Below are 15097 nucleotides of genomic sequence, written 5' to 3'. Positions count from 1 at the left end.
TCGCTTTTCTTCGACGAACTTCTAACTCAGGACACTAAAGTTTTTTCTGCATCAGCATGGCTTTGCCCATGGCCGGATCGAGTTCGTAGCCGGCAAACCCGGTCGACTTGTACAGCGCCTGGGCGCGCAGGTTGCCTTCCAGCACTTCGAGCGTGATCTTGCAGCAGCCCAGGCCAAGCGCCACCTGCTCGACCTGCGCCATCAGCAGCTTGGAAATCCCGCGGCCGCGAAATTTCGCGGCGACCGCCAGGTCGTGGATATTCAGCAGCGGCTGGCAGGCGAATGTCGAAAATCCTTCGATGCAGATCGCCACCCCCGCTGGCTCGTCATCGACAAAAGCCAGCACCACGTGGACATCGTTCCTTTTGCTGATGGCGGCGATCAGGTTGCTTTTGACGAAATCGGCCAGCTGCTGGCCGCCGCCCATGGCATCCATGGCGTAGCCGTCCAGCAGTTCCACGATGGCGCTGGCGTGGCGGGCATTGGCAAAATCGGCATTCACTATCTGAGTCATGTTCCTGCTCCTGGTTCAGTATTGATTGATGTTTCCGATTTTATATCAGCGGCGGGCAATGCCGGGCGAGTGCCAAAAAAGCGCAGCCGCGCCCCTTTTTAGTGACATTAAGTGTCAATAAGCGGCAGCGCTTACCAATTTGGTGAACTGATACACCAAACTTGTATATCAGATTGGTGCATCAGTCCGGGAAGGCGCCTGGCATACGACTTGCTGATACAGCAGCATGACCGCCGCCGCCAAATCGTCCACCCAAATCGCCGAACGGATTACCGAAGCGATGCTGGCGCGCAAGCTCGCCCCCGGCACCCGGCTGGGGGAGCAGCAGCTGGCGGAACTGTTCGGGGTCAGCCGCACCCAGATCCGCGAAGCCCTGACGCGCCTGGTGACACGCGGCATCGTCACCGTCAGCGCGCGCCGCGGCTGGTATGTGATCGAACCGACGCCGGAAGATGCGCGCGACGCTTTCGAAGCGCGCCGGGTGCTGGAGCTGGGGCTGCTGCGCCATGCGCGGCCGATCGGCGCCGATGCCATCCGCAAACTGCGCCAGCATGTCGAACGTGAACAGGCTGCGCTGGAAGGCGACGATGTCGCCACCCGCAGCTTCCTTCTGGGCGATTTCCATGTCTGCCTGTGCGAATCGTTCGGCAATACCCTGCTGGCCGATACCCTGCGCGACCTCACTACCCGCACCACCCTGACCGCCATGCAATACCAGTCCTCGCACCACGCCAGGCAATCCTGCGCCGAACACGTCGGCATCGTCGCCGCGCTGGAAGGCGGCGACCTGGAGCTGGCGGAGCAACTGATGCACAACCATTTATGCAATGTCGAAGCAGGCCTGGACCAATCGCTGCGCAGCGATTCCCTGTCGCCGCTACGACAGGCGCTGGCCCCACTTTCCGAGAATGCCGACTTTGCAACATCACCCCCGCTGAAGGAGTTTTAAGATGAAATTTCCAAAGATTTTGCTCGCCTTGGCCGCCGCCGCAGCCCTTTTCAGCAGCACGGCCAGAGCCGATGCGCTTGACGACATCGTCAAGAGCGGCGTACTGAAGGTCGCCGTGCCGCAGGATTTCCCGCCGTTCGGTTCGGTCACCAGCGACCTCAAGCCGCAGGGCCTGGACATCGATGTCGCCACCCTGATCGCCAAGAAAATGGGAGTCAAGATCGAACTGATCCCGGTCACCAGCGCCAACCGGGTGCCTTACCTGCAAACCAAGAAAGTCGACCTGATCATTTCCAGCCTGGGTAAAAATCCGGAACGCGAAAAAGTGATCGCCTTCAGCGACGCCTACGCGCCGTTTTATAACGGCGTGTTCGGCGGCGCCGACCAGAAGGTCAGCAGCGCGGCCGACCTGGCCGGCAAGACCGTAGGCGTGACCCGCGGCGCGGTGGAAGACCTGGAACTGACTAAGATCGCTCCCGCCAGCGCCACCATCAAGCGCTATGAAGACAACAACGGCACCATCAGCGCCTTCCTCTCGGGCCAGGTGCAGCTGGTAGCGACCGGTAACGTGGTGGCGGCAGCGATCATCGCCAAGAATCCACCGAAGAAACCGGAAACCAAATTCCTGATCAAGAATTCGCCGTGCTCGATCGGCCTCAGCAAGGATGAACCGAAACTGCTCGACAAGGTCAACGCCATCCTGGCGCAAACCAAGAAGGACGGCGAACTGAACGCGCTGAGCGTGAAGTGGCTGGGCCTGCCTTTGCCGGCCAACCTGTAAGCGCCGCTTGCCGCATCGATTAGCCTAAGGCAGACATGAGTTATCACTTCGATTTCCTGGCGCCGTTCGACTACCCCGCCGTGCTGGTCAAAGGCGTGCTGGTGACGATCGAACTGATCGCCATCGGCGGCGTGCTGGGGGTGGCGGTCGGCATCTTCGGCGCCTGGGCCCGCACCCAGGGACCACGTTGGCTGCGGCCGCTGGTCAGCGCCTATGTTGAGCTGATCCGCAACACACCGTTCCTGATCCAGCTGTTTTTCATTTTCTTCGGACTGCCGGGGATAGGCGTGCAGATAGGCGAAATGCAGGCAGCGCTGCTGGCGATGGTGATCAATCTCGGCGCCTACAGCTGCGAAATCATCCGCGCCGGCATCGCCGCCGTCGCCCGCGGCCAGATCGAAGCCGGCCTCAGCCTGGCGATGACCAGGATGCAGATATTCCGGCATGTGATCCTGCCGCCCGCCCTGCAGAAAATCTGGCCGGCGCTGTCGAGCCAGGTAGTGATCGTGATGCTCGGTTCCGCCGTATGTTCGCAGATTGCGGTGGAAGAACTGGCGTATGCCGCCAACTTCATCCAGGGCCGCAACTTCCGCTCATTTGAATCCTACCTGCTGTCGACCGCGATCTACCTGCTGCTGGCGATCGGCTTGCGGCAACTGTTGCGGCTGGCCGGCGACCGCCTGTTCGGCCGGCCCGCCGCCAAGGAGGCCGCATGATTTCATTCTCTGTCTGGGATATCGTCCGCAACCTGCTGCTGGCGCTGCGCTGGACTGTCTTGCTGTCGCTGGCCTCGTTTGCCCTGGGTGGCCTGCTGGGGCTGATCGTCCTCTTCATGCGCACCTCGAAGCAAGCCTGGCTGCGGCGCCTGACCAAGATGTACATCGAGCTGTTCCAAGGCACGCCCTTGCTGATGCAGCTGTTCCTGGCTTTTTTCGGGCTCGCCCTGTTTGGCCTGGAAGTGCCGGCCTGGCTGGCCGCCGCGCTGGCGCTGACTTGCTGGAGCAGCGCCTTCCTGGCGGAAATCTGGCGCGGCTGCGTCGACGCCATCCCGCGCGGCCAGTGGGAAGCCTCGTCTTGCCTGGCCATGAGCTACCTGCAGCAGATGCGCCACGTGATCCTGCCGCAGGCGCTGCGCATCGCGATTCCGCCTACGGTCGGCTTCAGCGTGCAGATCGTCAAAGGCACGGCGGTGACCTCCATCATCGGCTTCGTCGAACTGTCGAAAGCCGGCACCATGATCACCAACGCCACGTTTCAGCCGTTCACCGTGTATGCACTGGTGGCGCTGATGTATTTTGCGCTGTGCTGGCCGCTGTCCAAATACAGCCAGTCTCTGGAAAGGAAATTCAATGCCGCTAATCGCCATTGACAATGTAAAAAAAAGCTTCGGCGACAACCAGGTGCTGAAGGGCATCAGACTCGACGTCGAAGCCGGTGAAGTGATCGCCATCATCGGCAAGAGTGGCTCCGGCAAGAGCACCCTGCTGCGCTGTATCAACGGCCTGGAAAGCATAGACGAAGGCAATATCAGCGTCGCCGGCGCACACCTGGGCAAGACCGAGCTGGAGCTGCGGGCGCTGCGCCTGAAGGTCGGCATGATCTTCCAGCAGTTCAACCTGTTTCCGCACCTGACGGTCGGCCGCAACGTCATGCTGTCGCCGATAATCGTCAAGGGTGCCACGGAGAGCGAAGCGCGCAAGTCGGCGCAGGAGAACCTGGCGCGGGTCGGCCTGGCGGAAAAATTCGACGCCTATCCGGACCAGCTGTCAGGCGGGCAGCAGCAGCGGGTAGCGATTGCCCGTGCGCTGACGATGCAGCCGCAAGCCCTGCTGTGCGATGAAATCACCTCTGCGCTCGACCCGGAACTGGTGAACGAAGTATTGGCAGTGGTGCGCGGACTGGCGGAGGAAGGCATGACCTTGCTGATGGTGACCCATGAAATGCGGTTTGCGCGCGAAGTCTGCGATCGCGTGGTGTTCATGCATCAAGGGAAAGTGCATGAAATCGGTCCGCCGGAAGAAATTTTCGCCAACCCCAAGACCATCGAACTGCAGCAGTTTCTGGGGGCATCGCATTGAAGAAAAGTTGACTGGAAATTGGTAAACGGAGGGGGCCGTATCGCAATTCTGTAAAATTGAGGATTGGCTCCTGATTTTCTCCTGATTTTCTCCCGTTAACCATGGACGTACCCATGAATTCAATCAGCACCACCCCGCCGCTCGCTGCCGACCTGATCTCCTTCATCGAAGGTTTGCCGAAAGCGGAATTGCACCTGCATATCGAAGGCACGCTGGAACCTGAATTGCTGTTTGCGCTGGCGCAACGCAATAATGTCGAACTGCCCTACGCCTCGGTAGAAGAGCTGCGCGCCGCCTACGCCTTCACCGACCTGCAATCGTTTCTCGACCTGTATTACGCCGGCGCCGCCGTGCTGCAGACTGAACAGGATTTCTACGACATGACGATGGCCTACATTGCACGCTCACGGGCAGACAATGTGCGCCACTCCGAGATTTTCTTCGATCCGCAAACCCATACCGAACGCGGCATCGGCATCGACGTCGTGTTCGCCGGCATCGCCCGCGCCCTGCGCGAAGCGCGCGACAGGTACGGCTTCAGCAGCGCCATGATCATGTCTTTCTTGCGCCACTTGTCGGAAGAAGAAGCGTTCGCCACGCTGGAGCAAGCGCTACCCTTGCGCGCCCAGTACCGCGACCTGTGGATAGGCATAGGCCTGGATTCGGCCGAACGCGGCAATCCGCCGGAAAAATTTGCCCGCGTCTTCGCGCGCTGCCGCGAGCTCGGTTTCCACCTGGTGGCCCACGCCGGCGAAGAAGGTCCGCCGGAATACGTCAGGGACGCCCTTGATGTATTGCATGTAGAGCGCATCGACCATGGCGTGCGCAGCGAGGAAGACCCTGCCCTGATGAAGCGGCTGGCGCAGCAGCGCATTCCGCTGACGGTGTGCCCGCTGTCCAACCTCAAGCTGTGCGTGGTCGACGACATGCGCAAGCACAACCTGGCGCGCATGCTGCATGCCGGCCTGGCAGTCACCGTCAACTCCGATGATCCGGCCTATTTCGGCGGCTACATGAACGCCAATTTCCTGGCGGTGGCGGCGTCGCTGCGCTTGAGCCGCACCGAGCTGGTGATGCTGGCGCGGAATGCGTTCGAAGCGACATTCCTGCCGGCGGCAGCAAAGAGGCAACTGTTGCTGGAGCTGGATGGCTACTGCATGGCGCACTGAGCCGGCAGCCTCTCCAGCCCCGGCCCGCAAGCCGCCGCCCGTGATAAATCTACTCGGCACCAGACGCCGGCCCTGTATTGTCCTTGCCAGCCGGCCGGTTTCCGGGCACCATGGACAAGCAGCCAGATAACCTGCCCTATCCGATCCCGTCTGACTCTGCGCAACCGTATTATCGTGGAGACCATGATGGACAACGTACTTGCCGCACCTCGCCTGACCAACGCCGGCATCCTGTTTTCGGTGACGGTCGAATTCCAGCAGTATCAGTGCCTGGTGCCGGCAACCACACTCTCGGACCTGTCGCATTCGAAAGACCCCAAGCTTGATTTGCTCGGCACCTACCGGGCGTTCCAGACAAAAATCGAAGGCGTCGCACGACGCCTGATCAGCGCCGGCATCGTCGGCAAGCCGCTGGTTATCGGCAGCGGCTATTTCCAGTAACTCCAAAACCCTGCTTTGGTCCGCCGCATGCATTACGTGCATGCGATGGATGATCGCTAGCCGGCAAACATGCGCTTCCTCAGCAGGGAAGCGCGCAGCTTGTCGTACACCAGGTTGAAGACAAAGGTGTAAGGCAGGAAAAAAAGCAGCAAGCCGATATCCAGGATCAGGGCGTCGAGCAGGCTCATGTCCAGCCACCACGCCACCAAAGGCACCACGATCGCCACCAGCCCTGCTTCGAACGCGGTGGCGTGCACCATCCGCATGGCCATGGTGCGCACCAGGCGCCAATGGCGCTCGATGCGGTCGAACAGGCTGTTGAAAATCATGTTCCAGGTCATCGCCACCAGCGAGATCATCAGCGTCAGCAAACCTGCGTGCGCCATCGGCATCTTCATCACCCACGACAATACCGGCGCGGTCAGCGCCACCGCCAGCACCTCGAAAATCAGCGCGTGGACAGCACGCTCGCGCCATGTTTTATTTGCATTCATATAAGCTCCATTGCCACAGAAAGATCTGATGGTCTTATTTTCTTCGATTTTCCTGATACTATAAAACTGATAACCATCGGATAAACCGATATATAGGAATCAGCAGCCATGCGCCATTCGCTGGAAACGCTCTTCATGTTTGCCGAGGCTGCCACGCTGGGTTCGTTCTCCGCCGCGGCGCGCAAACTGGGCAAACAGCAGTCCACCGTCAGCGAAGCGATCGCCAACCTGGAAATCGACCTCGGACTGACCTTGTTCGACCGCAGCACCCGCCGCCCGACGCTGACCGAACAAGGCCGGGCCATGCTGGTCCACGCGCAGCAGGTGATGGAAGCTGCCGACCGGCTGGAACGATCGGCGCACCGGCTGGCAGGCGGACTGGAGCCGCAACTGACGCTGGTGCTGTCCGACACCTACCAGTCGGACCGCTTCGAGCATATCCTCACCAGTTTCGAACAGCGCTATCCCGAGCTGGAGCTGGAGTGCATGATTGCGGAGCGTAACGACGTGGTGTCTTTGGTGCAGGAAGGGCGCGCCAACCTGGGACTGGTGGCGGCGCAGGCGGATTATCCGCCGGATATCGGCTTCGAGTCGGTGCCTGACCGCTCGGCGATCGGCCTGTATGTCGGCAAGCAGCACCCGCTGGCAAAAGCCAGGCATATCTCGACCGAGATGCTGCATGCGGCGCGCGAACTGCGCCTGAGCACCTTTGCCGATGACGCGGTGCAGCGCCGGCGCGGCAAATGCTGGACCGCGTCCAGCTACCTGCTGCTGCTGGAAATGACGGAACTGGGGTTTGGCTGGGCCGAACTGCCGCACTGGATGGCCAAGCGTTTTGCCGCCGGCAGCCTGCTCGAACTGCAAGTGCGCGGCTGGCCGAAAAGCATACAGGTCGACGCCGTCTGGTCGCGCCAGCGCGGGCTGGGGCCGGCCGGCAGCTGGCTGCTGGATACCCTGATGGCGCGCCAGGAAAGCTGAAACGGCATAGCTGGCGCGAATTTTGCTGCTATCGGGTATCACTCGAAAGATAGACAAAAAATGTTAATCATCCTCGCCTCCATCACTTTTGCCGCCCTGCTCGCCGCTTTCCTGCTGCACAAGGAACTCAAGACACGCGGTTTCCTGTCGAGCTACAACCGCAACGTCCGTTCCGACGCCCGATTGCAACGCAGCCGGACGACCAAGCCGCACCAGTGAAGCGATATAGGCAACTGCGATGCGTGAAAGTTAACGTCACTACCTGCCAACAAATGCCGATACCTAGGCTGGCTTGATTTCTCTTTTCCGACGGACAAAAAAAAGCCCGCAGAGCCTTGCGGCGCGGGCTGAATCCAAACCATAGGGGGTTGGAGGAGACAAATCCACTATAAGGTGAAATATGGCGCACCGCAATATAGTAAAAATACGGTACCAGACGCAAAAAAACCTGCGACCGTGAGGTAAGCAGGTTTTCATATTCTTCAATACAGGAGAAGATTCCCGAAACCCAGTCCTATCTGGAAAGTGGCCCCGACGTGTAACGAATCTACTCTTGTATTGGCCCGGATCGCATTGAATTACTTGATATGCGACAGGCAATTTCTGAATTATACACAGAACTTTCAGGAAATGCAAGCTAAAGCCAAAGGCCGTGTGTATTTACACCACATCGCCACAAATCCCGCAGGCAAAAAAAAGCCCGCGAGACCTTGCGGCGCGGGCTTGAATCCAAACCTTGGGAGGTGTTGGAGGAGACAGGTGCAACTATATAGACCCGGCCCGGGGACAGCCAATTTATTTAACGCATAACAGTTATTCACCAGGATGATAGCGCTACCATCCAGTCGCCACATAAGGCAGGCGGCGCCCTTCCGTGGCGCTTTGGCGCGCCAGCTCGAGGATTTCGGCGACGTCGACCGCGGCGTCCACAGTGACCGGAAACGGCGCGCCTTCCTGGATCGAGGCAGCCAGGGCCCGGTAAAATTCCACGTAAGCGCCATCCAGGGTGGCCAGTTCGCCACGCAGGTCAAGTTCGCCGTCGACTTCGCGAATCAAGCCCGGCGGGTTTTTGGCCCAGCCCGGATGTCCGGGGCGCAAACCAGCCTTGAGCTGGTCTTCCTGGCTGTCGAGCCCGGTTTTCAGATAACTGCCGCGGCGGCCGTGGATCGTGAAACGCGGCGCCTCCAGCGCGCTCAGGGCGCTGGCATGCAATACCACCTGCTTGTCCGCATAGCCCAGCTGCAAGTGGACATAATCGTCAGCCTTGGCGTGTTCGCGGTAGGTGCCGATAGTCGCGCTGACGTTTTGCGGGGCGCCAAACAATGTCAGTGCCTGGTCGACCAGGTGCGGCCCAAGGTCATACAGCAGGCCGCCACCGTTTGAGGCGTCTTCGCGCCAGCGCTGCCGCACCGCGGGCCGGAAACGGTCGAAATGCGACTCGAAATGCGTGACGTGGCCCAGCCGGCCGCTGGCGATCAGCGCCTGCACGGTGCGGAAATCGCCATCCCAGCGCCGGTTATGGAACGGCGCCAGCAACAGCTTGCTGTCGGCTGCCGTGCGCGCCAGGATGCGCGCCTCTTGCGCGCTCAGGGTGACCGGCTTGTCGACCACCACATGCTTGCCGGCAGCCAGCGTGCGCCGGGCGAATTCAAAATGGGTATCGTTCGGCGTCGCGATCACGATGCAGTCGAGTCCGCCATCGGCCAGCAAGGCGTCGAGATCGGCAACGATGCGCGCCTCTGGCCAAGCCTGGGCGGCGGCCTCGGCCTGGCTGCTGGCGATCGCGCCGAGCGCGGTGCGGCCGGAATGCCCGATCAGCGGTGCGTGGAAAGTGGCGCCGGCAAAGCCGTAGCCTAATAGGCCTATGTTCAACATGGGTTTCTCTTTCAATTGCATGATGGACCGAAAGTTACCCACAGAAATTGTGGACAGTCCTGTGGATAACCATCAAGAATTTTAATCAAGTGTTTGATTTATATGATTTTTTACTAAGCGCACAAACTTGATACCACGAGCATAAGCTGTGCCGCGCCGGTATGGCCGCTCAAGCCGCCGAAGAATCGATATCCGCCAGGGATTCGCGCCCTTTTTCGGTGATATCGTAACCGTCGCCGGCAGGCCGGGCGCTGACATGCCCTTTTTTGCCGAGGAACATGGCGACGTCAGCCGCCAGCTTGGCGCCAGGATCGCTGGCCACCGCGCGCAGGCCTTCAATGCAATTCCTGATGAACAGGGTCTGCTGCCCTTTCTCGGTCAATGACAGGCCGCCGTTCTTTTCATATGCAATGTACTTGAGTCCGGCCAGGCGCTTGGTGTTCCTTGCCACGCAAGCAGTCACCCTGCCGTGCGCGCCCTTGCGGATCTGTTCCAGGGCGTCGTATTCATCTCTTGTCAAACCGTCGTTCATTACTGCTTCCTCTGTAGAATTTGCCTTGCTGAGACCCTCATGGTACGCGCCGCCGAGGATAGCGGCAATCGCCAGCAGCAAAGCGGAGGGCGCGGCGCATTGATTACAGTGGATTGATTACTCCGCCGTTAAATAAAATCTGGTATCGTTACCGCAGGTATTCCAACCTCGCGCACAAGGAGACATTTTATGGATTTAACAGAAAAATTCGACGCCAAAGGCAAAGAAACAGGGAACGCCTATCATGTCGAGTGCTATAAAGACTCAATTGAAAGGGCTGCAGCAAACGGCACCGTCGCTTCCCTGCCGGGACGTGAAATCTACAAGCTGGCGGACGGACGTGCGCTGACTCCGTATGCGGAAGGAAAATTCGTGATTGACCAGACCGGCGAAAAAATCGTACGGGTCTAGGCGATCCCGTCTAGGCGACCCCGTCTAAGCTTTAGCCAACATTCTGAAAGCCTGCGACCGATGAGGAAGCAGGCTTTTTTATTGGAGAAACGGGAATGTATCGGAACCGGATCCGCCCTACGCTCGCCCACCGTCGCGCAAAGTCCTGATCAGCAGGTCCGCCATGATGTTGCCGTCGAATTCGCGGAAACCACGCTGGTAAACCAGCGCCCCCACCGCGATCAGCCGGTAAAGTTCTTCCTCTGTCAGCTTGTAAGACAATTTTGCGATTTCGTTGGCAAACATCTGTACGATATCGTCGTCGCTGGTGAGCGGTACCTGGCGACTTGCCCTACCCCACATCTCGATGATCTTGGCAGCCTTCATAAAACCCTCCAGAAGACTTTTTATTATAGATGCCGCCCCGCAAATATCCAGTGCCTGGCGCCAATTGCCGCGGCTGTCAGAGCAGGCACAGCGTCGCTACATTGCCGGGAAAATAACTGTAGCGGACGTCGTACAGGCTGCCTTTGACGCATGACGGCGACAAGGTAAGCGCCAGCCTCAGCGTGATGCAGGATTGCCGCTCTTGCAATTCGCACACTTCGGCGTCGAGGAAATCGAAATAACGCCCGACAAAAGGATAAAGCGCCTTGAACAGGCTTTCCTTGGCCGAAAAAACCAGGCTCAGCCATTCTCCGAGAGCCAGGCCGGCAGCTTCGCCTATAGCCAGCTCCGGCGCCTTCATCAGATGTTCGTGCAGCGGCCGTGCCGCCTCGTCGGTGAGGATCCGTTCAATATCGATGCCCAGCCCGCGCCAATCCCGGGTGCTGGCCGCGACCGCAAGCGCCAGGCCGTCGCCGTGGCTGATCGAGCCCAGGTAGCCGGCGGGCCACAGCGGCGCCCGATGCTGGCCGATGGCGAGCGTCGCCTGGCTGTCGTGGCCGAGCTTTTGCAGCGCCTCGCGGGCGCAGAACCTGCCGGCGGCGAACTCCACCTGGCGTTTCAGCACCGCGCGCCCCAGGGTATCCGGCAAGACAATGCCGCTGGCCTGCAGCCGCTCCAGTTGAGCGGCGTCGACCGTATAACGCAAGCCGGCCGGCAAATCGATTCGGGCATTTCCGGCAAAACAATCTGGCTCAAATCATCAGCAGGAATTTGCATGGGTTTCCGGGATAAACGGCTGTGGCGTGTGGACAAAACATTATAACGGCCCGAAAACGAAAAACCCGCGCACCTTGCGGCAGCGGGTTAATCTGGATGCAACAAAACTGGTGCCGGTGATCGAGGCTACCGGCCAACCTGCTGATGGCAAAACACTCTTCGAAAAACCCTGGCCGGGCTTTATAAGTGAGCACTAAATCAACACCTCGTATGCTACCCGCCTAACATGACAGCGGCATGACTGCGCCATGACAACTGCCGGTTTTACCTATGCCGGACCAGCAAAAAAAAGCCCGTGAACCTTGCGGTCACGGGCTGAATCCAAACTCGGGAGAGTTGTAGAAGACGTAGCCATTGTAGCGTTCCCGGCAGGCCTGCACAGCTGTTATTGTTAACAGGTAGCAACTTTTCCCTTTGAGCATTTCCACCACGTAAGTTTCTCGTAAGTTTCAAGCAAGTCCCGCGTAAGGTTTTGGCTGCACACTCCAACTCAGCTGTACCAAATATAAATAATCAAGGAGACCGGCATGGCCACAACACAACCTACCGCTGGCGGGCTTAAACCTGCTGCACGAGGCATCACACCGGAGGAGCGCAAAGTCATTTTTGCCTCGTCGCTGGGCACCGTATTCGAATGGTATGACTTTTACCTGTACGGTTCGCTGGCGGCCATCATCGCCAAGCAGTTCTTCTCCGGCACCGATCCAAACACCGGCTTCATCTTTGCCTTGCTGGCGTTTGCCGCCGGCTTTATCGTGCGGCCCTTCGGCGCGCTGGTGTTTGGCCGCCTGGGCGACATGATCGGCCGCAAGTTCACCTTCCTGGTGACGATCCTGATCATGGGCGCCTCGACCTTCATCGTCGGCATCCTGCCGAACTACGCCACGATCGGCATTGCCGCTCCTATCATCCTGATCACCCTGCGCATCCTGCAAGGCCTGGCGCTGGGCGGCGAGTATGGCGGCGCGGCGACCTATGTCGCCGAGCATGCACCGGACGACAAGCGCGGTGCATTCACTTCATGGATCCAGACTACCGCGACGCTGGGCCTGTTCCTGTCGCTGCTGGTGATCCTGGGGGTGCGCAGCGCAGTCGGTGAAGAAGCGTTTTCGTCATGGGGCTGGCGCATTCCTTTCCTGGTGTCGATCGTCTTGCTGGCGGTATCGGTCTGGATCCGGCTGTCGATGAACGAATCGCCGGCTTTCGCCAAGATGAAAGCTGAAGGCAAGACCTCCAAGGCGCCGCTGACAGAAGCTTTCGGCCAATGGAAAAACCTGAAGCTGGTGATCCTGGCCCTGATCGGCCTGACCGCCGGCCAGGCCGTGGTCTGGTACACCGGCCAGTTCTATGCGCTGTTCTTCCTGACGCAATCGCTGAAGGTGGATATGTCGACCGCCAACATCCTGATCGCACTGGCCCTGCTGCTGGCCACGCCGTTCTTCGTGGTCTTCGGCACGCTGTCCGACAAGATCGGCCGCAAGCCGATCATCATGGCCGGCTGCCTGATTGCAGCGCTGACCTACTTCCCGATCTTTTCCGGCCTGACCCACTACGCCAATCCGGCGCTGGAAGCCGCGCTGAAAAACGCACCGGTGATCGTCACTGCCGATCCGGCCACTTGCCAGTTCCAGTTCAATCCTACCGGCACCAAGAAATTCACGTCGTCCTGCGATATCGCCAAAGCCAAGCTGTCGGCGGCTTCGGTGAACTACGAGAACGTCATCGGCGCTCCCGGTTCGGTGGCCACCATCAAGATCGGCGAAAAGATCCTGACTTCGTATGACGCCAAGGGCTTGTCGAAAGAAGACGCCGCCGCCAAGGACAAGGCGTTCTCGGCTGAACTGGCCGGCGACATCAAGGGCGCGGGTTATCCAAGCAAGGCCGATCCGGAGCAGATGAACAAGCCGATGGTGCTGCTGCTGCTGTTCATCCTGGTGATCTACGTGACCATGGTCTACGGCCCGATCGCGGCGATGCTGGTGGAAATGTTCCCTACCCGCATCCGTTATACCTCGATGTCCATGCCTTACCACATCGGCAACGGCTGGTTCGGCGGCTTGCTGCCGACCACCGCCTTCGCCCTGGTGGCGTTCAAGGGCGATATCTACTACGGCCTGTGGTATCCGATCATCATTGCCGTCGCCACCTTCGTGATCGGCATGCTGTTTGTCAAGGAAACCAAGGACTACGATATCTACCAAGCCGAGCGCTAATGAACGATATGGCATATGCTTACGGCTATGCCTGAGCAGCGCAACAAGAGCCGCCGGATGATTCTGGCGGCTTTTTTCATTTTGCCAACTGTCCTTGTGCCCTGATATTTGCTATTGTCGGGCGCTGGCCAACGATAAAATACCCTCTTTACGAATTTTTCACCGCCATTACCCACCTCACCGATCAACGACTAACAGCACATTCGCGGCGCATGGCAACCAGGCGCCGCAGCTCCTTTCCAATATGAAGACACCAATCACAATCGGCACCCCGCTTTCCCCTTCCGCCACCAAAGTCATGCTGCTCGGCTCCGGCGAACTCGGCAAGGAAGTCATCATCTCGCTGCAGCGGCTAGGCGTCGAAGTCATTGCCGTCGACCGCTACCCGAACGCCCCGGCCACCAGGTCGCGCACCGTTCGCACGTGATCAACATGGCCGACGGCGCAGCGCTGGAAGCGTTGATTGCGCTGGAGCAACCCGACTTGGTCGTGCCGGAAATCGAAGCGATTGCCACCGAAACCCTGGTCGCGCTGGAAGCTGCCGGCAAGGTCACCGTCATCCCCACCGCGCGCGCCGCCTGGCTGACCATGAACCGCGAAGGCATACGGCGCCTGGCCGGCGAAACGCTGGCGCTGGCGACATCGCCCTACCGTTTTGCCAATAACCTGGACGAACTGAAAGCCGCCTGCTCGGCAATCGGCTTTCCATGCGTGATCAAGCCGGTCATGTCGTCCTCGGGCAAAGGCCAGTCGAAGATCGACAGCGCCGCTGAAATCGAAGCCGCCTGGGCCTACGCCGCCGCCGGCGGCCGGGTCGATTCGGGTCGCGTCATCGTCGAAGGCTTCATCGATTTCGATTATGAAATCACGTTGCTGACGGTGCGCGCGCTACAGCAGGACGGCAGCATCGCCACCCATTTCTGCGAGCCGATCGGCCACATCCAGGTGCAAGGCGATTACGTCGAATCCTGGCAGCCGCATCCGATGCATCCGGAAGCGCTGCTCAGGGCGCGCGACATCGCCAAGAAAGTCACCGACAACCTGGGCGGCCTCGGCCTGTTCGGGGTTGAGCTGTTCGTCAAGAACGAAATGGTCTGGTTCTCCGAAGTGAGCCCGCGCCCGCACGACACCGGCATGGTGACCATGGCCAGCCAGCAGCAAAGCGAATTCGAGCTGCACGCCAAGGCTATCCTCGGCCTGCCAGTCAACGTCGCCTTGCGCAGCCCGGCGGCTTCAGCTGTGATCTATGGCCAGCATGACGCCAAGGGCATCGCGTTTGAAGGCGTGGCCGACGCGCTGCGGGTGCCAGGCGTGGATATCCGCCTGTTCGGCAAGCCGGAATCCTTCGCACGGCGGCGCATGGGCGTGGCGCTGGCCACGGCTGACGATGTCGAGACCGCGCGCATCAGGGCCAAACAGGCTGCGGCCAAAGTCAAACCGGTAATCGTGGAATAATCGTGGAATAATCGTGGAATAACCCGCAGCACAGTAACAGAGGGTAGTAGAGACATCGCCCCAG

18 protein-coding genes and 1 pseudogene are annotated in these 15097 nt (G+C 59.7%); 13 read left to right on the top strand and 6 right to left on the bottom strand.

Annotated features, from left to right (window positions below; all coding sequences use genetic code 11):
- Nucleotides 1-34: 34 nt before the first annotated feature.
- Nucleotides 35-514: a GNAT family N-acetyltransferase gene (locus CFter6_RS08190; RefSeq protein ID WP_061539509.1), complete on the bottom strand. Its 480-nt coding sequence runs from the start codon at nucleotides 512-514 to the stop codon at nucleotides 35-37.
- Nucleotides 515-740: 226 nt separating this feature from the next.
- On the opposite strand from CFter6_RS08190, the gene CFter6_RS08185 reads away from it, so the two are divergent.
- The 7 genes from CFter6_RS08185 to CFter6_RS08155 all read left to right on the top strand — a co-directional run bounded on the left by CFter6_RS08185 (nucleotide 741) and on the right by CFter6_RS08155 (nucleotide 5932).
- Nucleotides 741-1463, top strand: coding sequence for a GntR family transcriptional regulator (locus tag CFter6_RS08185; protein WP_061539508.1), 723 nt, complete (start codon nucleotides 741-743; stop codon nucleotides 1461-1463).
- Between the two features lies 1 nt (nucleotide 1464).
- Nucleotides 1465-2244 carry a transporter substrate-binding domain-containing protein gene (locus CFter6_RS08180; protein WP_061539507.1) on the top strand — a complete coding sequence of 260 codons (780 nt, stop codon included), beginning with the start codon at nucleotides 1465-1467 and terminating at the stop codon, nucleotides 2242-2244.
- A 35-nt stretch (nucleotides 2245-2279) separates the two neighbouring features.
- Nucleotides 2280-2960, top strand: coding sequence for an amino acid ABC transporter permease (locus tag CFter6_RS08175; RefSeq protein ID WP_061539506.1), 681 nt, complete (start codon nucleotides 2280-2282; stop codon nucleotides 2958-2960).
- Nucleotides 2957-3613, top strand: coding sequence for an amino acid ABC transporter permease (locus tag CFter6_RS08170; RefSeq protein WP_061539505.1), 657 nt, complete (start codon nucleotides 2957-2959; stop codon nucleotides 3611-3613). Before CFter6_RS08175 ends, CFter6_RS08170 begins: the two co-directional genes overlap by 4 nt.
- A complete protein-coding gene (locus tag CFter6_RS08165; RefSeq protein ID WP_061539504.1) occupies nucleotides 3594-4322 on the top strand; it encodes an amino acid ABC transporter ATP-binding protein in 729 nt (242 codons plus the stop codon). Before CFter6_RS08170 ends, CFter6_RS08165 begins: the two co-directional genes overlap by 20 nt.
- Before the next feature lie 113 nt (nucleotides 4323-4435).
- Nucleotides 4436-5491, top strand: a complete 1056-nt coding sequence (locus CFter6_RS08160; RefSeq protein ID WP_061539503.1) for an adenosine deaminase — start codon at nucleotides 4436-4438, stop codon at nucleotides 5489-5491.
- Nucleotides 5492-5674: 183 nt separating this feature from the next.
- On the top strand, nucleotides 5675-5932 hold the full coding sequence (locus CFter6_RS08155) for a DUF1488 family protein (RefSeq protein WP_082814660.1): 258 nt from the start codon (nucleotides 5675-5677) through the stop codon (nucleotides 5930-5932).
- 56 nt (nucleotides 5933-5988) lie between these two features.
- Here CFter6_RS08155 and CFter6_RS08150 read toward each other — a convergent pair whose 3' ends face one another.
- Entirely contained in the window at nucleotides 5989-6426 is a 438-nt protein-coding gene (locus CFter6_RS08150; protein ID WP_061539502.1) for a multidrug/biocide efflux PACE transporter, read from the bottom strand.
- 108 nt (nucleotides 6427-6534) lie between these two features.
- Between CFter6_RS08150 and CFter6_RS08145 the strand changes: the two genes are divergently transcribed.
- Nucleotides 6535-7404 (top strand): LysR family transcriptional regulator, encoded by an 870-nt coding sequence (locus CFter6_RS08145; protein ID WP_061539501.1) that lies wholly within the window; start codon nucleotides 6535-6537, stop codon nucleotides 7402-7404.
- 60 nt (nucleotides 7405-7464) lie between these two features.
- Nucleotides 7465-7623, top strand: a complete 159-nt coding sequence (locus CFter6_RS25960) for a hypothetical protein (protein ID WP_167351370.1) — start codon at nucleotides 7465-7467, stop codon at nucleotides 7621-7623.
- A 615-nt stretch (nucleotides 7624-8238) separates the two neighbouring features.
- On the opposite strand, the gene CFter6_RS08140 is transcribed toward CFter6_RS25960, so the two are convergent.
- Together CFter6_RS08140 and CFter6_RS08135 are read right to left on the bottom strand one after the other, a co-directional pair.
- Nucleotides 8239-9279: an oxidoreductase gene (locus CFter6_RS08140; protein WP_061539500.1), complete on the bottom strand. Its 1041-nt coding sequence runs from the start codon at nucleotides 9277-9279 to the stop codon at nucleotides 8239-8241.
- A gap of 169 nt (nucleotides 9280-9448) precedes the next feature.
- Entirely contained in the window at nucleotides 9449-9811 is a 363-nt protein-coding gene (locus tag CFter6_RS08135; RefSeq protein ID WP_061542266.1) for a hypothetical protein, read from the bottom strand.
- A 189-nt stretch (nucleotides 9812-10000) separates the two neighbouring features.
- Here CFter6_RS08135 and CFter6_RS08130 point away from each other — a divergent pair, with 189 nt between their 5' ends.
- A complete protein-coding gene (locus tag CFter6_RS08130) occupies nucleotides 10001-10222 on the top strand; it encodes a hypothetical protein (RefSeq protein WP_041741441.1) in 222 nt (73 codons plus the stop codon).
- 117 nt (nucleotides 10223-10339) lie between these two features.
- Here the strand turns inward: CFter6_RS08130 and CFter6_RS08125 are convergent, their stop codons facing one another.
- Together CFter6_RS08125 and CFter6_RS08120 are read right to left on the bottom strand one after the other, a co-directional pair.
- Nucleotides 10340-10588, bottom strand: coding sequence for a hypothetical protein (locus tag CFter6_RS08125; protein ID WP_014005376.1), 249 nt, complete (start codon nucleotides 10586-10588; stop codon nucleotides 10340-10342).
- Between the two features lie 76 nt (nucleotides 10589-10664).
- Nucleotides 10665-11306 (bottom strand): 4'-phosphopantetheinyl transferase family protein, encoded by a 642-nt coding sequence (locus CFter6_RS08120; RefSeq protein ID WP_061539499.1) that lies wholly within the window; start codon nucleotides 11304-11306, stop codon nucleotides 10665-10667.
- An 85-nt stretch (nucleotides 11307-11391) separates the two neighbouring features.
- Here CFter6_RS08120 and CFter6_RS25955 point away from each other — a divergent pair, with 85 nt between their 5' ends.
- The 3 genes and pseudogenes from CFter6_RS25955 to purT all read left to right on the top strand — a co-directional run bounded on the left by CFter6_RS25955 (nucleotide 11392) and on the right by purT (nucleotide 15033).
- The gene (locus CFter6_RS25955) at nucleotides 11392-11562 is read left to right on the top strand and encodes a hypothetical protein (protein ID WP_167351369.1); all 171 of its coding nucleotides are present in this window, start codon (nucleotides 11392-11394) and stop codon (nucleotides 11560-11562) included.
- A 330-nt stretch (nucleotides 11563-11892) separates the two neighbouring features.
- Nucleotides 11893-13578, top strand: a complete 1686-nt coding sequence (locus CFter6_RS08115) for an MFS transporter (protein WP_061539498.1) — start codon at nucleotides 11893-11895, stop codon at nucleotides 13576-13578.
- A gap of 244 nt (nucleotides 13579-13822) precedes the next feature.
- A pseudogene (gene purT / locus CFter6_RS08110) lies at nucleotides 13823-15033 on the top strand (formate-dependent phosphoribosylglycinamide formyltransferase).
- Nucleotides 15034-15097: the final 64 nt, after the last annotated feature.

The sequence above is a fragment of the Collimonas fungivorans genome (assembly GCF_001584145.1).
In the GTDB taxonomy this organism is placed as follows: Bacteria; Pseudomonadota; Gammaproteobacteria; order Burkholderiales; family Burkholderiaceae_D; genus Collimonas; species Collimonas fungivorans.
Note: the sequence above shows the minus strand (reverse complement) of the source record. Positions and strands in the feature narration are given on the sequence as shown.